Origin of the sequence: Aquaspirillum sp. LM1, assembly GCF_002002905.1 — a bacterium.
Classification (GTDB): Bacteria; Pseudomonadota; Gammaproteobacteria; order Burkholderiales; family Aquaspirillaceae; genus Rivihabitans.
Window position 1 is genome coordinate 2,713,351 of record NZ_CP019509.1, and the last position, 17,822, is coordinate 2,731,172.

Annotated in this window: 19 protein-coding genes and 1 other RNA gene; 11 read left to right on the forward strand and 9 right to left on the reverse strand. The window is 65.4% G+C overall.

Annotation, left to right across the window (positions count from 1 at the left end):
• Entirely contained in the window at positions 1–1,638 is a 1,638-nt protein-coding gene (locus tag BXU06_RS11630; protein WP_077299706.1) for a methyl-accepting chemotaxis protein, read from the reverse strand.
• A gap of 34 nt (positions 1,639–1,672) precedes the next feature.
• Positions 1,673–1,849, reverse strand: a complete 177-nt coding sequence (locus BXU06_RS17725; protein WP_171982206.1) for a hypothetical protein — start codon at positions 1,847–1,849, stop codon at positions 1,673–1,675.
• A 269-nt stretch (positions 1,850–2,118) separates the two neighbouring features.
• Here BXU06_RS17725 and BXU06_RS11635 point away from each other — a divergent pair, with 269 nt between their 5' ends.
• Positions 2,119–3,753 (forward strand): methyl-accepting chemotaxis protein, encoded by a 1,635-nt coding sequence (locus BXU06_RS11635; RefSeq protein ID WP_077299708.1) that lies wholly within the window; start codon positions 2,119–2,121, stop codon positions 3,751–3,753.
• A gap of 20 nt (positions 3,754–3,773) precedes the next feature.
• On the opposite strand, the gene coaD is transcribed toward BXU06_RS11635, so the two are convergent.
• Positions 3,774–4,295: a pantetheine-phosphate adenylyltransferase gene (gene coaD, locus BXU06_RS11640; protein WP_077299710.1), complete on the reverse strand. Its 522-nt coding sequence runs from the start codon at positions 4,293–4,295 to the stop codon at positions 3,774–3,776.
• A 357-nt stretch (positions 4,296–4,652) separates the two neighbouring features.
• On the opposite strand from coaD, the gene BXU06_RS17450 reads away from it, so the two are divergent.
• The 10 genes from BXU06_RS17450 (at position 4,653) to BXU06_RS11685 (ending at position 14,881) form a co-directional block, all read left to right on the forward strand.
• On the forward strand, positions 4,653–4,910 hold the full coding sequence (locus BXU06_RS17450) for a hypothetical protein (RefSeq protein WP_150125183.1): 258 nt from the start codon (positions 4,653–4,655) through the stop codon (positions 4,908–4,910).
• Positions 4,907–7,132, forward strand: coding sequence for a primosomal protein N' (locus tag BXU06_RS11645; protein WP_253189453.1), 2,226 nt, complete (start codon positions 4,907–4,909; stop codon positions 7,130–7,132). The genes BXU06_RS17450 and BXU06_RS11645 overlap by 4 nt, the downstream gene beginning before the upstream one ends.
• Before the next feature lie 89 nt (positions 7,133–7,221).
• Positions 7,222–8,604: a D-alanyl-D-alanine carboxypeptidase/D-alanyl-D-alanine-endopeptidase gene (dacB, locus tag BXU06_RS11650; protein ID WP_253189454.1), complete on the forward strand. Its 1,383-nt coding sequence runs from the start codon at positions 7,222–7,224 to the stop codon at positions 8,602–8,604.
• Positions 8,605–8,612: 8 nt separating this feature from the next.
• Positions 8,613–9,257, forward strand: a complete 645-nt coding sequence (locus tag BXU06_RS11655) for a hypothetical protein (RefSeq protein ID WP_150125184.1) — start codon at positions 8,613–8,615, stop codon at positions 9,255–9,257.
• Between the two features lie 134 nt (positions 9,258–9,391).
• Complete coding sequence (grxC, locus tag BXU06_RS11660; protein WP_077299714.1) at positions 9,392–9,649, forward strand: glutaredoxin 3; 258 nt, start codon at positions 9,392–9,394, stop codon at positions 9,647–9,649.
• Positions 9,650–9,732: 83 nt separating this feature from the next.
• Positions 9,733–10,182, forward strand: a complete 450-nt coding sequence (secB, locus tag BXU06_RS11665) for a protein-export chaperone SecB (RefSeq protein ID WP_077299716.1) — start codon at positions 9,733–9,735, stop codon at positions 10,180–10,182.
• Positions 10,169–10,612 carry an SH3 domain-containing protein gene (locus BXU06_RS11670; protein ID WP_077299718.1) on the forward strand — a complete coding sequence of 148 codons (444 nt, stop codon included), beginning with the start codon at positions 10,169–10,171 and terminating at the stop codon, positions 10,610–10,612. Before secB ends, BXU06_RS11670 begins: the two co-directional genes overlap by 14 nt.
• 6 nt (positions 10,613–10,618) lie before the next feature.
• Positions 10,619–11,626 (forward strand): NAD(P)H-dependent glycerol-3-phosphate dehydrogenase, encoded by a 1,008-nt coding sequence (locus BXU06_RS11675; RefSeq protein ID WP_077299720.1) that lies wholly within the window; start codon positions 10,619–10,621, stop codon positions 11,624–11,626.
• A 973-nt stretch (positions 11,627–12,599) separates the two neighbouring features.
• The gene (locus BXU06_RS11680) at positions 12,600–14,183 is read left to right on the forward strand and encodes an asparaginase domain-containing protein (protein ID WP_077299722.1); all 1,584 of its coding nucleotides are present in this window, start codon (positions 12,600–12,602) and stop codon (positions 14,181–14,183) included.
• A 191-nt stretch (positions 14,184–14,374) separates the two neighbouring features.
• Positions 14,375–14,881 (forward strand): SRPBCC family protein, encoded by a 507-nt coding sequence (locus BXU06_RS11685; RefSeq protein ID WP_077299724.1) that lies wholly within the window; start codon positions 14,375–14,377, stop codon positions 14,879–14,881.
• A gap of 5 nt (positions 14,882–14,886) precedes the next feature.
• On the opposite strand, the gene BXU06_RS11690 is transcribed toward BXU06_RS11685, so the two are convergent.
• From BXU06_RS11690 to cobU, 6 genes are all read right to left on the reverse strand, one after another.
• Positions 14,887–15,690, reverse strand: a complete 804-nt coding sequence (locus BXU06_RS11690) for a sulfite exporter TauE/SafE family protein (protein ID WP_216352466.1) — start codon at positions 15,688–15,690, stop codon at positions 14,887–14,889.
• 13 nt (positions 15,691–15,703) lie between these two features.
• Complete coding sequence (locus BXU06_RS11695) at positions 15,704–16,294, reverse strand: 5-formyltetrahydrofolate cyclo-ligase (protein WP_077299726.1); 591 nt, start codon at positions 16,292–16,294, stop codon at positions 15,704–15,706.
• A 70-nt stretch (positions 16,295–16,364) separates the two neighbouring features.
• A non-coding RNA gene (gene ssrS / locus BXU06_RS11700) (6S RNA) lies at positions 16,365–16,545 on the reverse strand.
• 21 nt (positions 16,546–16,566) lie between these two features.
• Entirely contained in the window at positions 16,567–16,887 is a 321-nt protein-coding gene (locus tag BXU06_RS11705; protein ID WP_077299728.1) for a cell division protein ZapA, read from the reverse strand.
• Positions 16,884–17,084: a hypothetical protein gene (locus BXU06_RS11710; RefSeq protein WP_077299730.1), complete on the reverse strand. Its 201-nt coding sequence runs from the start codon at positions 17,082–17,084 to the stop codon at positions 16,884–16,886. Before BXU06_RS11710 ends, BXU06_RS11705 begins: the two co-directional genes overlap by 4 nt.
• A gap of 32 nt (positions 17,085–17,116) precedes the next feature.
• Positions 17,117–17,641, reverse strand: coding sequence for a bifunctional adenosylcobinamide kinase/adenosylcobinamide-phosphate guanylyltransferase (gene cobU, locus BXU06_RS11715; RefSeq protein WP_077299732.1), 525 nt, complete (start codon positions 17,639–17,641; stop codon positions 17,117–17,119).
• Between the last annotated feature and the right edge of the window lie 181 nt (positions 17,642–17,822).

Below are 17,822 nucleotides of genomic sequence, written 5' to 3' on the forward strand. Positions count from 1 at the left end.
TCAGCCCTGCAGGCGAAAATGCGCCACCTCGCCATCCAGCCGGTTGACCACGCCCAGCAAGGTGGACGCGGTGTGTGCCGACTGGCGGGCAGCCAGGCCAAATTCTTCGGCGGCGCTGGCCACCCGTTCAATATGGCTGCCGATATGCCGGGTGGCGTGGGTTTGTTCGTCCAGCGCCAGCATCAGTTCGTCCAGCTCGCGGCGGGTTTCGCCTGCGCCTTCGCGCAGCTGGCGCAGCGGGCTGACCAGATCGCGCACCAGGCGCACGCCAAAGCCCACCACCTGCTCGCCGTGCAGCAGGTTGTCGGCGGCCAGCCGGGTTTGCTGCTGGATACTCTGGATCATCTGGTCAATTTCACGGGTGGCGCGGGTGGTGTGTTCAGCCAGCTTGCGCACTTCGTCGGCCACCACGGCAAAGCCGCGCCCCTGCTCGCCGGCGCGGGCGGCTTCGATCGAGGCATTCAGTGCCAGCAGGTTGGTCTGGTCGGCAATGTCGTTGATCACGCCGACAATCCGGCCAATCTCGCTGGTTTTGCTCGCCAGCGCAGCCACGTCCTGCGCCGAATTGTCGATGGTGTCGATCATCTTGCCAATCTCGCCAGCGGCTTCGCCCAGCATGCGGTCGCTTTCGCTGGCCAGGGTGTCCGCCCGACCGGCCACCTCCAGCACCCGGCGTGATGACTGCGCCAGGGTGTCGATATTGCTGCCCAACTGTTCTACCGCCGCCGCCATCGACGCGGTGGAGCTGCCTTGTTCCAGCGCGCCAGCGGCAATCTGAGCGCAGCTGCTGGACAAATCTCGGGCGGCTTGCGACACATCGCCAGTGGCCCCCTGAATATTGCCCACCAGATTGCGCAGGCTGCCGCGCATGCCAGAGAGCCGGGCCAGCACGCTGTGCGGATGGGCGTTGCCAGCCGGCACCTGGCTGGCCAGGTCGCCCTGGGCAATCCGGTTCAGCGCCTCGCCGGCCACACGCGGGTCGCCGCCCAGTGGCCGGCTGACGCTGCGCACCAGCCAGATGGCAATCACCAGGGCGGCCAGCAGGCTGGCGCTACCAATCAGTGTCAGCCACAGGCGAAATGCCGCCACGGTGTCGTTGGCCTGCTGGCTGTGTTCGGCCAGCCGGCGTTTTTGCCAGTCCAGATAACGGTCTACTGCCGCCAGGTAGGCGCTGAAGGCGGGCAGGCCGGCGCGGTCAAACTGGCTGCGGCCTTCGGCAAACTGGCCGGCGTCCAGCAGCGGGGTGAGCTGGGTCAGCGCGGCCAGCACCTGCTGGCGGCGGCTGAGCACATCGGCCAGCAAGGCGCGGCCTTGCGTGTCGTCGGTCAGGCGCTCCAGCGCGGCAAAATGCTGGCCGATGGCCTGACGGCGGGCAGGTTGTACCTGGGTAAAGCGGGCGTAGGCGTTGCTGTCTTCGCGGTTGAGCAGCTGGGTCAGCTCGCGGTCTACCTGGCCCAGCAGCAGCGCAGCCTGGCTGGCGTGGTCCACCTTGGCGGCTTCCACCTCGGCCAGTTGCCGGGTCATGCCTTGCAACTGGGTCAGCCCCAGGCTGCCGGTGGCAATCGACAGCAGCAATAGCCCCACCAGCAGGGCAATGCCCACAATGGTGCGCTGAAGCAGGGAGAGCGAAATCATCATGGCAGGGCCTTTGCAGTGAGTGGGCAGAAACGGGTCAATCGGCCATCAACCAGGCCAGGGTGTGTTCCAGCGCATCCTGCGGGTGGCTGCTGTCGGGGTTTTGCTGATAGACCGCGTCCAGCTCGTGACGCAGCTGGGCCAGATTCTGGCTCAGGCGTTGCAGATCGTGGTGTACCCGTTGCAGCGCGGTGTCGGGGGTATGGATGGGCATGGTGGGCTCCAGGGCAAAACAGCAAGAAGACAACGCAACCAGTAGTGGGGGGGGGCCGCGTCGGCAGAAAACCAAAAAACTTGATAGCTAGATGTTAATTATTCTCAATTGTAAAGACAAGTATCAGGTAAGTAAACCTTGCTTCAATTAAGGAAATTTATGTAAAGGCCCGCGCCCGGCTGGCAGGTTTTTCTGTAATTGCTTGTTTTTGCTGAACTTGCTAAAGTCATGCACTATCTTGCACTTCTTCCATTTTCGATAAGGCTGCCATGTTTGCTTCCCTGTCGCTGGTCTGGCGCGTGCGCGCTGGCCTGGCCTGTTTGCTGCTGATTCTGGGCGGCGTGCTGACCATCAGCCTGTATGGCGTCAATGCCCTGCACCAAACCACCCAGCGGGTGGCGATTCAGGATGGCAATAAAGTGCTGCATGCCCAGCAGGCCCTGTTTGGCCTGAATGCGCTGGCGCGCGACATCTATCCGCTGGTCAATGGCACGCCATCACAAAGCGATATCGACGGCCTGCGCCAGCATCTGCCTGGCTATCAAGCCAGCATTGCCCAGGCGCTGGACACCTTGCAGCCACAATTGGCCCACCCCAGCGACCAGGCCATGCTGGCCGCTATCCGCACCCGTCACGCGGCCTTCAGCCAGACAGTCAACGCCTTGCTGGACTTGCTCGACCAGGGCGAAAGCGACGCTGCCAGCGCGCATTTTCATACGCTGGGCGTGCCGGCGCTGCGTGACGACATGCTGGCAATTGAACGGTTCTTGAAAGCGCAGAATCAGGCGTTTACCCAGGGCGCGGCACAAAGTGACGCCGACGCCAGGGAGATCCGCCAGTGGCTGCTGGTGGTGGCGCTGATTGGCTCGCTGGGCTCGCTGCTGGTGGGCGGGCTGATCCTGCGCAGCGTCACCCGCCCCCTGGGCGGCGATCCGCAACAGGCCGGCGCAGCGGTGGCCGACGTGGCCGCCGGGCGGCTGAACCAGCCGCTGCCGGTCAAAGCTGGCGATGGTCACAGCCTGATGGCCCGGCTGGAAACCATGCGCCAGCGGCTGTATGAAATGGTGGCGTCGATTGTGCAAAGCACCGGCCAGGTGGACCGCGCCGCCCGTCAGTTGTCGGCGGACTGCGCACAGATTGCCGAAGGCGCGCGCGAACAAACCCTGTCTACCGCCAGCATTGCCAGCGCGGTAGAAGAGCTGTCCGGCACCATTCAGCACTTGTCCAGCCAGACCGAACAGGTGGTGACCCTGGCCGAAGCCGCCGAAGACCTGGCCGACCGCACCCAAAGCGGGCTGAGCGGTGCCGCCGGGCATATCCAGCACATGACCTCGGCGCTGAACCTGGCCCACCACGACATGAGCGAACTGGCCGACAAAACAGACAGCATTGGCAAGGTGGCGGCGGTGATTCATGGCATTGCCGAGCAAACCAATCTGCTGGCGCTGAACGCGGCCATTGAAGCGGCACGGGCGGGCGAATCCGGGCGCGGTTTTGCCGTGGTGGCCGACGAGGTGCGCAAACTGGCCGAACACACCGCACGCGCCACCCAGGACATCGACCACACCATCCAGACCATCCAGCAGCAAACCCGCCAGGCTGCCGGGCGGCTGAACGACAGCCAGCAAGGCGTGGCGGCCAGCGTGGCCGAAATCGAAGCGCTGCATACGCCGATGCGCCATCTGCGCGACGGCGCAGAGCACACCCGTCAGGCGGTGCAGGTGCTACAGGGCGGCTTGGCCGAACAAGCCAGCGCCGCCGGCCAGATTGGCCAGCAGGTGGAGCGGGTGGCCAGCACCGCCGAGGCGTTTGTGCAACGCGCCCAGCAATCGGCGCACACCGCCGATGCACTGCTGAGCGTGGTCACCCGGCTGGATGGCGAGGTGGCGCACTTTAAAGTGTAGCGCGTGGTGGAGCCCGGAGCTTATCCCTGCCGGGTGCGCGGCGTCAGCCGTATCAGCTTTTCATGCACCGGTCCCGGCACATACTGACGAATTACCGCCTCCCAGCCCTTCGGCCCGACCAGCCCCTTGACCATGGTGGACGACACCTCGGCAAACTCGCGTGGCGGCAATAAAAAGATGGTGGTGATGTCCGGGTGCAGGTCGGAATTCACGTAGCGCATGGTGCGCTCAAACTCGTAATCGCTGGCGGTGCGGATGCCGCGCACAATATAGTTGGCCCCCACCGACTGGGCGTAATCCACCAGAAACTGGTTTTCAAAGCTGTCCACCCGCAAATTGGTGTACTGCTGGGTGGTTTCGCGCAGCATCGCCGCCCGCTCGTCAGCCGAGAAGGTGTAATGCTTGTCCGGGTTGTAGCCCACCGCCACAATCAGCTCGTCAAACAGCTCCACCGCCTTGTGAATCATCCACAGGTGGCCGTTGGTCACCGGGTCAAAGCTTCCTGCGTATACCCCTCGTTTCACTGGCGTAGTCTCCGTCATCACTGGCTGAGTGTTCTGGCCAGGCCGCAAGTGGGCGGTGGCCGCATGCTGGAAGTGGAGATGGCCGGCAAAACCGGGCCGGGCAGGGCCCTGTGCCGGGGCTGGGTTTGCCGGGGGTGTTCGCACTTCCTGATTTGCCGCGACTGTAAGCGGACAAGGCCGGCGGGGTAAAGATTTTTTTCGTGGCGGCAGCCATGGGCGGTGCTCACTGACGGCGGTCATTCCACGCCCCGGACTCGTGGCTGGCGGCGTAAACCGTTAGACTACCCGCGCGCGCAACCGTCTGTATGGCGCGGGGCGCGGGCGGCCACGGCAACGGCCAGCCCTCCTGGCACCACCCGCTAAGCTGGCCGATAAATGTCCGTCGGTGTCTCTTTTTTTCTTGACAAGCTGCCGGCAGAGCGCTCCTGGCTCATGGGTTATGCACACTGGCAGGCCAAACCCCATGGCCATATTGACGTGACTGTGACGCAAAACGGCTTTTTTGTAAGTGATTGTTTATTCATGATAATTTTGCATGATGATTTTTTGGGCAACCCAGCCAAAGCCTTGTCATCCGGGGCTTGCCCCGGCTTGTCCGCTGATTGTGCACAAACTTATCCACAGCTTGTGTGAATAGTTCAGCCAAGCCCTTGCCAGACAAGGATTCTTTGCCCTGCGCGCTGACCGCCGACAGCCTGGCCAAACCGCACATTGTCCAGGTGGTGTTCGACGTGCCGCTGGACCGCGCCTTCGATTATCAGTCGGCGCAGCCGCTGGCGGTGGGCAGCCGGGTGCTGGCGCAGTTTGGGCCGCGCAAGCTGGTGGGGGTGGTGGTGGGTCAGCGCGCCAGTTCGCCGCATACGCTCAAGCCGATTGGCGCGGTGCTGGATGCGCTGCCGCCGCTGCCTGCCGACTGGCTGGCGCTGGGCCAGTTTGCCGCGCGCTACTACCACCATCCACTTGGGCAAACCCTGTTTACCGCGCTACCCAGCGCGCTGCGCAATCCCCCACGCCGCCCGCTGACAGCCCCCCCCTTGTACGCGCTGACCGCCGCAGGTGCCGCCTGGCAACCCAAGGCGCAGGCGGTGCGCCAGCTGGCCTTGCTGGCGCGGCTGCGCCAGGGGCCGCTGGGGCTGGACGAGGCACGCAGCCTGCACGCCAGCCATCCCCGCCTGCTGCGCGACTGGGCGCAGGCCGGCTGGGTCACCCAGGTGGCAGCAGAACAGGCGGCGATGACGGTATGCCCCGGCCCGGCGCTGAACGCCGAACAGGCCGAGGTGGTGGCCGGGCTGGATTGGCACGGGTTTTCTGCCACCTTGCTGGATGGCATTACCGGCAGCGGCAAAACCGAAGTGTATTTGCAGTGGATTGCCCGCGTGCTGGCGGCGGGCCGGCAGGCGCTGGTGCTGGTCCCGGAAATCAACCTCACCCCGCAGCTGGAAGCACGCTTTCGCGCCCGCTTTCCGCACACGCCCACCGTGTGCCTGCACAGCCACCTGGCCGACGGCGCGCGCGCGCAGGCCTGGCTGGCAGCCTGGCAAGGCCGGGCGCGGCTGGTGATTGGCACCCGGCTGGCGGTATTCACCCCGCTGCCCGAGCTGGGGCTGATTGTGGTGGACGAGGAGCACGACGGCTCGTTCAAGCAGCAGGACGGCCTGCGCTACCATGCCCGCGACTTGGCGGTGTGGCGGGCGCAGCAGGCCGGCGTGCCGGTGGTGCTGGGTTCGGCCACCCCGTCGCTGGAAAGCGTGGCCGCCGTGCAGGCGGGCCGTTACCGCCACGCCCGGCTGACCCGCCGCGCCAGCGCCGCCGCGCTGCCGGCTATTCATCTGCTGGACATCCGCCGCCAGTTGCTCGATGAAGGCATCGCCCCGGCGGCGTGGCAGGCGCTGGCCGATGGCCTGGCCGCCGGCGAAACCAGCCTGGTGTTCATCAACCGGCGCGGCTGGGCACCGGTGCTGGCGTGCGTGGACTGTGGCTGGCTGTCGTCCTGCCCGCATTGCGCGGCGCGGCTGGTGCTGCACTGGCAGGACCGCCGGCTGCAGTGCCACCATTGCGGCCATCACGAAGCCATCCCGCACGCCTGCCCCAGCTGCGGCAACCCCGACCTGAAACCGCTGGGGCAAGGCACCCAGCGCATTGAAGCCGCCTTGCGCCGGCAGTTTCCGCAGGCGCGCATTGCCCGCATCGACCGCGATACCGTCAGCCGGCGCGATGCCTGGGCCGACATCGACCGCCAGGTACACGCTGGCGAGCTGGATATGCTGGTCGGCACGCAAATGCTGGCCAAGGGGCATGATTTTCCGTCGCTGTCGCGGGTGATCGTGCTCAATGCCGATGGCGGGCTGTATAGCGCCGATTTCCGCGCCGAAGAACGGCTGTTTGCCCTGCTCACCCAGGTGGCCGGTCGCGCCGGACGCGGCAGCCTGCCTGGCCAGGTGTGGGTGCAAACCCAGTTTCCCGACCATCCGCTATACCTGGCGCTGCAAGCGCACGACGTGCCCGGCTTTGCCCAGCGCCTGCTGGAAGCACGCGCCAACGACGGCTATCCGCCCGCCGTGTTTCAGGCGCTGCTGCGCGCCGACGCGCCACAGCTGGACACCGCCATGGCGTTTTTGCAGCAGGTGCAACAGCACGCCAGCCAGTCCGCCGGCCTGGTGCTCTGCCTGGGCCCGGCCCCGGCCAGCATGGCACGGCTGGCCGGGCGCGAACGGGCGCAATTATTGCTGCAATCGGCCCGTCGTGCGCCGCTGCACGCGCTGCTGTCGGCGCTGTGCGCCGAACTCGATGCCTGGGCCAAACCATTTGGCTCAAGCTTGCGCTGGTCGCTGGATGTGGACCCGCAAGAGGTATAAACCGCCCGTCAAGTTTGATCCGCCTGACTCATCCACCGGGCCGCCCGCCAGCATGGTCGCCCATTCACACAGAACAGAAATTGCTCACTATGATGTTTCGCCCGATATTTGCCAGTCTGTGCCTGCTGATGGCCAGCCACGCCCACGCACTCAATCTTGGCGGCTTTCGCCCCGACGAAGTGGCCATCTGGATGGCCCCGCAGGACGGCGGCCCCGCAATTGTCCAGCATCGCACCGATGTGCCAATGAACCCGGCGTCCACCATGAAGCTGCTCACCACGCTGTCGGCGCTGGAAATCCTGGCCCCGGATTACCGCTGGCGCACCGACCTGCTGGCCGATGCCCGTCCGCGCGGCGACACCCTGGACGGCGCGCTGTACTGGCGCGGCGGCGGCGACCCGCACTTTGACCGCAACGACCTGGCGGCGCTGGTGCGCGACCTGCGCGGGCGCGGCATCCGCCATCTGGCCGGCGATGTGATTCTGGACAAACAGCGCTTTGCCCGCACCGGCAGCGCCGACGACTTTGCCAGCGACAGCGACAAAGCCTTTGCCGTGCCGCCGGATGCGCTGCTGGCACATCTCAAGGTGGTGTGGGCCACGCTGTTTGCCCAGCCCGACGGCGTGCGCGTGGCACTCGACCCACCGCTGGACGGGCTGAGTGTGGACAACCGGCTGACCGCCACCGCCGGCCCATGCGATGGCGGCATCAAGCGCTACGCCAGCCTGAGCGCGCAGGGCAATACCCTGCGTCTGGACGGCACACTGCCCGCCGGCTGCGACGGCAGCAAGCTGTTTGTGCCGGTGTGGGAGCACGACGCCTATCAGGCAGCGCTGTTCACCGCGCTGTGGCGCGAAGCCGGCGGCAGTTTTGCCGGCACCGTGCGCCGGGGCGTCACCCCGGCGTCGGCGCAATTGCTGGCCAGCGTCAGCTCACCCACCCTGGCCGAGGTGATTCGCGACATCAACAAATACAGCAATAACACCATGGCCCGACAGCTGTTTCTCACCCTGGGTGCCGAGCAGCCGGTGGACGGTGACGTGCTGCGCGACGGCGAAACCGCCGTGCGCCGCTGGGCGGCACAGCGCAAACTGGCGCTGCCTGGGCTGCAACTGGAAAACGGCTCGGGCCTGTCGCGGCGCGAACGCATCAGCGCCGCCGGGCTGGGCGCGCTGCTGCAAGCCGGGGCCAACTCGCCCTACGCGCCGGAATTCATGGCCTCGCTGCCCATTGCCGCCCGCGACGGCACCCTGCGCCGGCGCTTTGTCGGCCAGCCGGTGGAGGCGCGGCTGAAAACCGGCTCGCTTAACGACGTGCGTGCGCTGGCGGGGTATGTGAAGGCGCTGAATGGTCAGCGCTATGCGCTGGTGGTGCTGGTCAACAGCCCGCGCGCCAGCGAGCTGACCCCGGCGCTGGACGCGCTGGTGGCCGGACTGATCAGCCAGCCGGGCAAACGGGAGGCCAGCGAATGAAGCGCAGCATGATCTGGCTCTGGCTGGGGCTGTGCCTGGCACCGCTGGCCCCCCTGTGGGCAGCGTCGCCCAATGCCCCGGCAGCCCGGCTGAACTGGCCGATCCAGCCGGGGCGCAGCCTGGCGTTTGTGCCGCTGGACATCAGCGAGGCGGCGCTGAACGAGCGCTTTGGCCCGTTCAATGTGCAATCCACCCAGATCAAACTCGACGCCGGCGACCCCTACCCGGCCAGCGTGCTGTTTCCGCGCGATGGCGACAAGCGCATCACCCTGGTCTGGCGCGACCCGGTCAAGCGCAGCGGCATTGCCGTGGCGGTGGTACGCGGCCAGCGCTCGTTCTGGAGCCTGCCCGGCCAGATTTCGCTGGGCACTGGCGTGGCCACGCTGGAAAGCCGCAATGGCCGCCCGCTGCTGCTGGCCGGCATCGGCCCCAATCAGGGCGGACATATTGTCAGCTGGAATAACGGCGCGCTCAGCACGGCGCTGGCCAAGGTCACGCTGTACGTGGCCGACTACAACTTTGCCCTGCTCAGCGCCTCGGCCCAGCAGGCCCTGGCCGCCGGGGTATACCCGTCCACCGTGCGCGCCGTGCAGCTGCTCAACCCGGCGGTGAGTGAATTTCGCGTGCAGTTCAGCGCTCCGGCCTTGCCGTGAGCGCCTGACAGCCGGCATGGCGGGAAAAGCGCGCAGCGGCAGACGTTTGCGCCGTCCTTGAACCTGCACATGGAGCCTCTCGCACTTTCCCGCTACACTTCCCCCTTCAAGCCAACGTTGTCCAGGACCCTGCGATGAAACCCGTTACCCTCTATGGCACCGGCGTGTGCCCTTACTGCGACATGGCCGAGCGCCTGCTGGCCAGCAAGGGCGTGGCCAATCTGACTAAAATCCGTGTCGATCTGCAACCCGAGCAGCGCGAGCACATGATGAGCATCACCGGTCGGCGCACCGTGCCGCAAATTTTCATTGGTGAGCTGCATGTGGGCGGCTATGACGACCTGTCGGCGCTCAACCGCGCCGGCAAGCTTGATGCGCTGCTGGCCGACTGACTGCCGACAGCATGGCATCGCGTCCGGCTTCATGCGATGATTAAGCCCTTTTCTTTTATCCGCTTTTTTACTGAGACCCTGTCATGAGCGAACAAGACCTGAACCCGGCATTTTCCATCGAAAAAATCTACGTCAAAGACCTGTCGCTGGAAGTCCCGCACGCCCCGGCCATTTTTCTGGAGCGTGAGCAGCCGGAAATCGACCTGCAACTGGCCACCGCAGGCCAGGCGCTGGAAGACGGTGTGTTTGAAGCCGTGATTACCGTGACCGTGACCGCCAAGCTGGGCGAGAAGGTGATGTTCCTGGTAGAAGCCGCCCAGGCTGGCATTTTCCAGATCCGCAATGTGCCGGAAGAAGACATCAGCGGCATTCTGGCCGTGGCCTGCCCGAACATCCTGTTCCCGTATGCGCGCGAAACCGTGTCCGACGTGGTCACCCGCGCCGGCTTCCCGCCGGTGCTGCTCACCCCGATCAACTTCGAATCGCTGTACGCCCAGCAGATGGCAGCGCAAGACGGCGATGCAACGCATTAAGCTGATCAGCGCCGTGGCGCTGCTGGGGATGGCCACCGCAGCGCAGGCGCTGGAATTCCGTTCGGTCAAGGCGCATGGGGCCATCATGCACGAAGCGCCGTGGGCCAGCTCGAAAAAGCTTTATGTGCTCAGCCAGGGCTATCCGGTGGAAGTGATCGGCAGCCAGCCCGACTGGGCGCGGGTGCGCGATATGGCCGGTGGCGTGGCGTGGATGCCAGTGTCCAGCCTGAGCAGCCAGCGCACCGTGGTGGTGTCGGCGGCCCGCGCCGAACTGCGGCGCAGCCCGGACAGCAAGGCACCGCTGGCATTTGCCGCTGCCAAGGATGTGGTGCTGACCCTGGTCGAACCGCCAAAATCCGGCTGGGTGAAGGTTCGCCATGCCGATGGCAGCAGTGGCTACGGCCCGATTTCGGCGTTCTGGGGGCTGTAGGCGGCGATGAAACTGAGCATTTTTGGTGCCGGAGCCTGGGGCACAGCTTTGGCCGTGGCACTGGCTGGGGAACATCAGGTCACGCTTTGGGCCCGCGATGCGGCACTGATCGACACCCTGCGCGACACCCGGCGCAATCCGCGCTATCTGCCGGAAGCCCGGTTGCCCGAGTCTTTGCAGCTGACCGCCGACTTTGCCGTGGCCGCCAACACCGACCTGGCCCTGGTGGTTACCCCGATTGCCGGCCTGCGCCCCACCCTGCAGCGCTTGCTGACCGAGCGCGGCGCTGCCCTGCCGCCGGTGCTGTGGGCTTGCAAGGGCTTCGAGGCCGGCACCGGCCTGCTGCCGCATGAAGTGGCAGCGCAGGTGCTGCCGGCAGGCGCCGCGTGCGGGGCCTTGTCTGGCCCCAGTTTTGCCAAGGAAGTGGCCGAGGGCCTGCCTTCGGCGGTGACGCTGGCGATGACACATCCGGCACTGGCGCGCCAGCTGGCCCGCCAGTTGCACACCCGCCTGCTGCGCCTGTACGCCAACGACGACCTGACCGGGGTGGAAGTGGGCGGCGCGGTAAAAAACGTGATGGCGATTGCCGCCGGGGTGGCCGACGGCCTGCAGTGTGGCCACAATGCCCGCGCCGCACTGCTGACCCGTGGCCTGGCCGAAATCAGCCGGCTGACCCAGGCGCTGGGCGGCCAGCCGGCCACGCTGATGGGCCTGTCTGGACTGGGCGACCTGATCCTGACCTGCACCGGCAATCTGTCGCGCAACCGTCGGGTGGGCATGTTGCTGGCAGAAGGCCGCACGCTGGACGATATTCTGGCCTCGCTGGGCCATGTGGCAGAAGGCGTACCCACCGCCAGGGAAACCCTGGCCCGCGCCCAGGCGCTGGGGGTGGATATGCCGATTACCGCCGGGGTGTGCGCCATGTTGTTCGAGCACGCCAGCCCACACGCGGTGGTGGCAGCCTTGCTGGAGCGCGCCCCCAAGGCAGAAGACGGCAGCGGGCTGCTGGGCTAGCACTGAGCCACCGCTCTCGTCGTCAGTCGCCATGATATGAACCGATGATTGGCACAGATACCCACGGTCAGCGCGCGAGTATTTCAACGGGACGGCCTCGACCGCTGTCGGCATGAACCTCACCCGACGTGTCGTTCCCGCGCAGGCGGGAACCCAGACCGCACCACCGCGTGCGCCGTAGGCGTGGCGCATGGCGGGGGACAGTCGTGAGCACTCATACCCGATGCACGCTGTGGATGCCCCTGGATTCCCGCCTGCGCGGGAATGACGGGGTGGAATGCGGCAGGTGGTTCGCTGTGGCTAGGTAAGGCTTTGTTTTAAAAAATTAAACCAGAGCACCCATCGGAGACTAATCTTTCTCTGGCATGAGTTTCACCCACTTGTCGTTCCCGCGCAGGCGGGAACCCAGACCGCGCCACCGCGTGCGCCGTGGGCGTTGGGCGTGGCGTGGTGGTGGTGAGCGCACACCCCCGCTGCGCGCTGTGGATACCCCTGGATTCCCGCCTACGCGGGAATGACGGGGTCGAGTGCGGCAGGTGGTTCGCTGTGGCTAGGTAAGGCTTTGTTTTAAAAAATTAAACCAGAGCACCCATCGGAGGCTAATCTTTCTCTGGCATGAGTTTCACCCACTTGTCGTTCCCGCGCAGGCGGGAACCCAGACCGCACCACAGCGTGCGCCGTGGGAAGCTTTAGCATGGCGGGGCGGTGGTGAGCGCACGCACCCGCTGCGCGCTGTGGATACCCCTGGATTCCCGCCTGCGCGGGAATGACGGGACAGGGCGCGGAAGACTGTTCGCTGTGGCAAAGTAAGGTTTTGTTTTAACAGAAATTAAATCAAGATACCCGGCATAAACTTGCTCGCATGAACCCTTGTGTTTCAACGTGACTGACGACTAGGTGCGATGCCCGACCCGGTAAGCCGGGTGTCGCCCCCATACTTTCTTATTTCCCCATCCTGATTGACCCCCATTTCATGCATCTTGCCATTCTCAATACTGGCGGCACCATCAGTTGCGTGGGCCAGCCGCTGGCACCGATGGGCGCAGCGGCGTTTGCCCAGGCCTGCATGGCCCAGCTTAATCCGGCCTTGCTGGCGCAGCATCCTGATTTGCAGCTGAGTTATCTCACCGGGCTGGCGTTTCCCGACTCGGCCAGCGGCACGCTGGATAGCACCAATCTGCAGCCGCGTGACTGGTGTCTGATTGCCGAAGTGATTTTGCGCCATTACACCGATTACGATGGCTGGGTGATCCTGCATGGCACCGATACGCTGGATGCCACCGCCGCCGCCTTGCCATTATTGCTGTCGCGCTTCAGTGCTGAAGGGTTTGCCCTGGCGGCGCTGTCACGCCCGATTATTCTGACCGGTTCGCAGCTGCCGCTGTGGCAGCAAGCTGCCGACGGGCAATTATTGCTGCACCCGTATAGCGATGCGCTGCAAAATCTGAGCGGTGCCGTGGCAGCGGCGCAAAGCGGGCTGACCGGGGTGGGGGTGTTTTTCAACCGGCAGCTGTGGCCGGCCAGCCGGGTGCGCAAGGTACATACCGAACACTTTGCGGCGTTTGCCGCCCCCAATGCTCCGGCGCTGGCACAGTACGGCATTCAGCCGCAGCTGCATGCGGCGTACTGGCCCGCCGCCCCAGCCAGCCCGGCCATCAGCCTGGAGCAGCCGGCGGTTCGTCAGGCGCTGTGCGCCCAGCTGGCGGCAGTGCAAGCCGGTTTGCCGCAGGTGCCCGTCACACTGTTCAGTGCGTTTCCCGCCACCTTCAACCCGGCCCTTGGCCAGGCCTGGCTGGCCGAGATGTTCCGCGCCGGCCTGGCACTGGGGGTAAAAGGCGTGGTGTTGCAGGGCTACGGCGCGGGCAACTTCCCGTCCGGGCATGTGCAGCAACCGGCAGCGGGGGCCATGTATCAGGCCTTGCAACAGGCACAGGCGCAAGGCGTGGTGGTGGTCGGCAGCACCCAGACGCCACAAGGCGGGGTGATGCAGCACAGCTATGCCGCCGGGGCCTGGCAGGCCGAGGTGGGGGTGCTCAATCCGGCTGACCTGACGCCCATGGCGGCGCTGGTCAAGCTGAGCCTGCTGCTGGCGATGCAAGCGCATCACGGCTGGTCGCTGGCGACGGTCAAGCGGCTGTTCCAGCAAAATCTGCTGGGCGAAATGCACAGCGTCAACCGCCTGGACAGCCGCAGCCAGCCCAGCCTGCTGCCTGGTCAGGCGCTCACCGCGCTGGATGGCAGCGCCGAGTGCGTCAACCATCCGCAGCATGGCCTGCAGCTGTGGCAGCACCCGCCCGGTCAGCCGCGCCAGTTGCTCTGGCAGGCGCTGTCCAGCAACACGCTGGCCCAGGCCCGACGGCCACTGCGCTTGACGCTACAGCGGAATGGCACGCTGCAACTGAGCGATGGCCAGGGGCTGTCGGTGTGGCAACGCAGCGGCTGCGCCACCCAGGCGGCGGTACTCAGCCTGGACGGCAGCGCCAGTGAAGGCAATCTGGCCCTGTGCGTGTACGATGCCGCCAGCGGCCAGTGGGTCTGGCAGTTGTATCCGGAATAAATCCCCTCCGCTCGCGCCGGCCTGACCAGCACTTAAGTTGCATATGGGCGGGCGTGGGTGCGGTCTAGAATCGGCGCTGATTGCATTTGCGGAGCCGCTGCATATTGCTGGGCATCTGGGCCGATCAGGCCTGCATGTTTCTCACCTGACTGTGGCAGGCAAGGATTTTTTGATTTTTCAAGGAGCACACCATGCACGCATCCCACTGGACACCCCGCCTGAGCGCCCTGTTGCTGGCCTTGGCCGCCAGCGCGGCCTCCGCTGCCGGCCTGAGCGTCAGCGTCAGCCAGAACCTGTCTGCCGACCCGGCAGAGGTGTGGCAGGAAATTGGCCGTTTTGGCCAGCTGGCCTGGCACCCCGCTGTCGCCACCACGGTGGTGCAGGGCAATCCGGAAAAAGTGGGGGCATTGCGTGAAGTCACGACGGTGGACGGCGCGGTGCTGGTGGAAAAACTGCTGGCCAACGCCCCACGCCAGCACAGCCTGCGCTACCAGATTGAACGCTCACCCTTGCCGGTCAGCGGCTATGTATCCACGCTGACGGTGAAGCCAGGCCGGTTTGGCGGCAGCACGGTGGTGTGGTCGTCGCAGTTTAAGCGCACGGCGGCCATTGATGATGCCGGTGCCAAAAAACTGGTGAGCGGAATCTACACCAGCGGCTTGCAGGCGCTGGTGCAGCGTTTTGGCAGCAGCGACTGAGCGCGTCAGCCGTGCAGCAGCTTCCATAGCAGTTGCGTGGCAGTCAGGATCATCACCCCGGCAAAAGCTTTTTTCAGCTTGGCCACCGGCAAACGGTGCGCCAGCCGGGCACCAATGGGTGCCGTGCGCATGGTGATCAGGCACAGGGTGGCCACTGCCGGCAAGTACACAAAGCCAGCGGAATACGCCGGCAAGCCAGCGCGGCCCCAGCCGCTAAGCATGTAGCCCAGCGCGCCTGACAGTGCGATCGGCCAGCCCAGCGCGGCGCTGGTGGCAATCGCCCGCTGCATCGGCACATTGCACCAGGTCATGAACGGCACACTCATCGAACCGCCGCCAATGCCAACAAAACTGGAAATCAGCCCAATCAGCCCACCTACCCCGCTCAGGCCCAGCACGCCGGGCAGCGCCCGCCCGCCCTTGGGTTTGGCATCCAGCAGCATCTGCGCGGCAATCACGTAGGCATACAGCACAAAAAACCAGCGCAGTTCCCGGCTGGGCAACCAGCCGGCTACCTGAGTGCCCAGCAGGGTACCCAGCACAATGGGCGGGGCAAAACGGCGCACAATGGCCCAGTCCACCGCGCCATGCTGATGGTGGGCGCGCACTGAGGCAAAGCTGGTGAATACCATCACCGCCAGCGAGGTGCCCAGCGCCAGATGCTGCACGTCCTGGGTCATGCCGCTGCCTTCCATCACCCACACCAGCACCGGCACCAGAATCAGCCCGCCGCCCACGCCCAGCAGCCCGGCCAGAATGCCGGCCACCACGCCCATGCCGGCCAGCGCCAGCAACATTGTCCAGGTCATGTGTTGTCTCCGTTCAGGGGCGGCGCACCCGTTGCACGCCGTGTTCGGTCAGGATGGCGTCCAGACGTTGATCCCAGTCTTCCACTGGCACGCAGTCGAGTTTTTGCGCGCGATACGCCACGCCAATCAGCCGGGGGCAGCCAGGCCGGTGCGCCCAGCGTGCCAGCGTGCTGTCGTAAAAGCCGCCGCCCTGGCCCAGCCGGCGACCGGCGTCGTCAAACCCGAGCAAGGGCAGCAGCAGATGGGTGGCGTGCGCCAGCGGCACCCGTGGCCCCAGGCATTCGGCAATGCCGTAGCGGTTATTGCGCCAGCGCGGATGGGCGGTCAGTTCGGTGAAGGTCAGTTGCCGGCCTCGGGCCGGCACCACGGGCAACAGCACCCGACAGCCGCGCTGCAGCGCAGCGGCCAGCAGCGGGCGGGTGTCCAGCTCGCTGCCGCTGGTCAGGTAGGCGGCCAGGGTATGGCCGGGGCGCAGCCAGCGGCGGGCATGCCGGGCCACGGCCAGCGCCGCCTGACGGCGAAAGCGCGGCGACAGCGCCCGACGCCGACGCCGCAGCTCGGCGCGCAGCTCGGATTTGGCCACCGCAATGGCAGAGTCGGTCATGGGCAGGCCCTTTACTCGGCGTCAGAAAAACATAACGCCTTGTGTGGCAAGCCACACAAGGCGTTGAATGGGGTCCCCCGCGAATGCCGATCCGACCGGTCATCCTGAACCTTGCGGATCAGGGGGTCGCCGGCTTTGCACGTTGGGCACACCGGACTATGCGGCGCGACACGCTTGTGCAAGGGTGCTGGCAACCAGTTACCAACTATTGGTTCAAGGAATTTAAGCCGTTCCGAACACCGCAGGGGAAAAAGAACTGTGACGAACATCGGTTAAAACAAGCGATTTTGCTCCAACATTGCTTGATCGATGGTTTCGTTCATGGCCTCTATCTTACGCTGGATTTGCTCGATCTCCAAGCCCGATGTGTCGGCTTCGTATTCGCGCATCAGTTTCAGATAGTCGTGGGTGAGGTTCAGGGCAGCAATAATGGCAATTTTGTCCACCTCCACCACCCGGCCCACGTCGCGCACGGTCAGCATGCGCTGCTCCAGCAGGGCCACCGCCGCCACCAGCGATTCCTGCTCTTCCTGCGGACAGCCCACCGCAAAACGGCGGCCCAGCAGGCTGACTTCAATATGCACCTGACTCATGCGCTTCCTTCTGGCAGACGGGCAAGCAAATTCTCAATCCGCGCCCGGGTTTCCTCGACCTTGTATTTCAGGTCGCGGTTTTCCACCTCGCGCGCGGCCAGGGCGTCGCGCAACTGGTTATTGTCCAGGCGCAACTGTCGGCACAGCTCGGCAAGCTGCAGGATTTTACCGTGAAGAAGGTCGAGTTCAGCGTCCATGCATCGCACTATACGGCCCAGCCATGCAAGCGTCAAACCGGCGCTTTCAGCACCAGCGGCAGGCCGGCAGCCACCAGCGTCACCCGCTGGCAGCGCGCCGCCACGGCCTGATTCAGCCAGCCCAGTTCATCGACAAACCAGCGGGTCACCGCGCCCATCGGCACCACGCCCCAGCCAATTTCATTGCTGACCAGCACCAGCTCTCCCGGCAAATCGGGCAACGCCGCCAGCAATGCGTCGCGCTCGCGCTGCCAGCGCGCTTCGTCCGCGCCCTCTTCGGTTAAAAACCCGGCCAGCCACAGGGTCAGACAGTCCAGCAAAATCAGCCGCTCGGCGCTGGCGTTGGCCTGCAGCGCCGCCGCCAGGCTGGGCGGCTGTTCAATCAGCGCCCAGTGCGCCGGGCGGCGCGCCCGGTGAATGGCCACCCGCCGGGCAAACTCGGCATCGCCAACCTGGGCCGTGGCCAGGTAGCTGACCGGCCCCGGCCAGGCCAGCGCGGCGGCCTCGGCCAGCCGGCTTTTGCCACTGCGGGCACCGCCGATGAAAAACTGTGACATGACATCGCTTCCAGACAAAGCCATAGTATACGGGCTGGCCATTCAGGCATCCGGCCCGATTCACAGCGCTGCGAACCGGGCCGGATGCCAGCGATGAATGCGCAGTGATTCAAGCGGCCGCAGGAGTCGATGGTTTTTCCAGCACTTCCGTAGCAGAATCAGTGACCCGACTCATTCACCC

Coding starts and splice junctions, on each gene's coding strand:
- BXU06_RS17725 (WP_171982206.1), bottom strand. CDS start 1,849: ATGCCCATCCATACCCCCGACACCGCGCTGCAACGGGTACACCACGAT.
- grxC (WP_077299714.1), top strand. CDS start 9,392: ATGAAACCCGTTACCCTCTATGGCACCGGCGTGTGCCCTTACTGCGAC.
- cobU (WP_077299732.1), bottom strand. CDS start 17,641: ATGTCACAGTTTTTCATCGGCGGTGCCCGCAGTGGCAAAAGCCGGCTG.
- BXU06_RS11710 (WP_077299730.1), bottom strand. CDS start 17,084: ATGGACGCTGAACTCGACCTTCTTCACGGTAAAATCCTGCAGCTTGCC.
- BXU06_RS11670 (WP_077299718.1), top strand. CDS start 10,169: ATGCAACGCATTAAGCTGATCAGCGCCGTGGCGCTGCTGGGGATGGCC.
- BXU06_RS11655 (WP_150125184.1), top strand. CDS start 8,613: ATGATCTGGCTCTGGCTGGGGCTGTGCCTGGCACCGCTGGCCCCCCTG.
- secB (WP_077299716.1), top strand. CDS start 9,733: ATGAGCGAACAAGACCTGAACCCGGCATTTTCCATCGAAAAAATCTAC.
- BXU06_RS11690 (WP_216352466.1), bottom strand. CDS start 15,690: ATGACCTGGACAATGTTGCTGGCGCTGGCCGGCATGGGCGTGGTGGCC.
- BXU06_RS11635 (WP_077299708.1), top strand. CDS start 2,119: ATGTTTGCTTCCCTGTCGCTGGTCTGGCGCGTGCGCGCTGGCCTGGCC.
- BXU06_RS11675 (WP_077299720.1), top strand. CDS start 10,619: ATGAAACTGAGCATTTTTGGTGCCGGAGCCTGGGGCACAGCTTTGGCC.
- BXU06_RS11695 (WP_077299726.1), bottom strand. CDS start 16,294: ATGACCGACTCTGCCATTGCGGTGGCCAAATCCGAGCTGCGCGCCGAG.
- BXU06_RS11630 (WP_077299706.1), bottom strand. CDS start 1,638: ATGATGATTTCGCTCTCCCTGCTTCAGCGCACCATTGTGGGCATTGCC.
- BXU06_RS11685 (WP_077299724.1), top strand. CDS start 14,375: ATGCACGCATCCCACTGGACACCCCGCCTGAGCGCCCTGTTGCTGGCC.
- BXU06_RS17450 (WP_150125183.1), top strand. CDS start 4,653: ATGTCCGTCGGTGTCTCTTTTTTTCTTGACAAGCTGCCGGCAGAGCGC.
- BXU06_RS11680 (WP_077299722.1), top strand. CDS start 12,600: ATGCATCTTGCCATTCTCAATACTGGCGGCACCATCAGTTGCGTGGGC.
- coaD (WP_077299710.1), bottom strand. CDS start 4,295: ATGACGGAGACTACGCCAGTGAAACGAGGGGTATACGCAGGAAGCTTT.
- BXU06_RS11705 (WP_077299728.1), bottom strand. CDS start 16,887: ATGAGTCAGGTGCATATTGAAGTCAGCCTGCTGGGCCGCCGTTTTGCG.
- dacB (WP_253189454.1), top strand. CDS start 7,222: ATGATGTTTCGCCCGATATTTGCCAGTCTGTGCCTGCTGATGGCCAGC.